Annotated in this window: 1 protein-coding gene; it reads right to left on the reverse strand. The window is 67.1% G+C overall.

Annotated elements, in window-relative coordinates; translation table 11 throughout:
* On the reverse strand, positions 1-1,132 hold a 1,132-nt coding region (locus AC1D0P_RS25635), incomplete at its 3' end, for an IS110 family RNA-guided transposase (protein ID WP_477679307.1).
* Between the last annotated feature and the right edge of the window lie 247 nt (positions 1,133-1,379).

Raw genomic sequence — 1,379 nt, forward strand, 5'->3', positions numbered from 1 at the left:
GGATACGGATCCAAGCGCGCGCGAGGATTCTAGCAGCGTGCTGGTGCCTGCATCCACGAGCTTTTGCGCGGTTGTAGATGTCTGCGGCCCAGATGGAAGCGTGCCTGGAGTTGTCGGCGAAGCAGATGATGGCTTGTCGGAGCCGGTGGTTGCAGGCCCATCGGAAGACGACGCCGCGGGATTTGCCGGAAGCATGAGTGACGGGGCAGACGCCGGCCTCGGCGGCGAGTTGGTCTTCGGTTTGGAAGCGTTCGCGCACGTCACCGAGTTCGGCGAGGATTTGGGCGGCGCAGATGCGGCCGGCGCGGGGGAAGGACATGACGATCTGTCCGTCGGGGAGCTGGGCGACGGCATGTTCGATGCGCGAGGAGAGCTTTGTGATTTCGGAGACGAGGGCGTCGAGGATAGTGGCGAGTGCGCAGACGAGTTCGCCCTTGGCGTCTGTCTCGGCCTCCTGGGTGAGGCCGGCAGGGGCTGCGCGCAGCCTGGCGAGGAGTTCGACGGGCGAGCGACGACCGCAATAGCGGTGCTGGGCGAGGAAGCTGGCGAGGCGTTTTTCGCCGAGGCGGCTGGCGCTGTCGGGGGTTGGATATCGACGGGCGAAGGCGATTGCGATCGGGCTGTCGATGGCAGCGAAGATCGAGGTGGCGCCGGGCCAGAAGCTGTCGAGCAGGCTACGCAACTGATTGGCGAGTGCGGTGCGCTGGGCGATCAGGTCGTCGCGACCGCGCACAAGCGCGCGCAACGCGCGGATGTCGTCGGAGGCGGGGGYGAGCGGGCGGAAGCGATGTCCGTCGGTGCGCAGGATGTCAGCGAGCATGTAGGCGTCGCCGAAATCGGACTTGCCGCCGGCAGCTCGGTAGCGCGGGCGGCAGGCTTTGACGACATTTGGATGGATCGGCACGACCGGATGCCCGGCCTCGACCAGCGTATCGACGAGCAGGCCGGTAGGGCGCTCGATGGCAATGGGCAACTCGGCCGGCGGGGCAACCCCACGCAGGCGCGCCAGCAGCGCGGCGAGACCGACCGCGTCATGGCGGACCTCCTCTCGCGCGATGACCTGGCCGGTTGCGTCGATGATGCAGACGGAATGGCTTGCACCACCCCAGTCCAGTCCAACATGAAAGGGCATGTGCCGATCTCCTCGATTTGGTGTAGCCTCACCCGAGCTGGGAGATCGTACGGATCGCTCACTGACAGGCGCTCTGGCCGGCAAGCACTGGCGCTTCACCCTGTGGTCCGTTGCGGTCTCCCGGCACCTGCCGCGCGGCAGGTCTCATGCGGGCCGTCTAGCGGCAAGCGAGGCTGGCCGTCGCGGCAGATGCTCGGGCTGTTGGATGCTACGCCGCTTCGCGGCTCCACGTCCAACAGCCAGGAGG

This window comes from Polaromonas sp. P1_G2 (genome assembly GCF_056405515.1).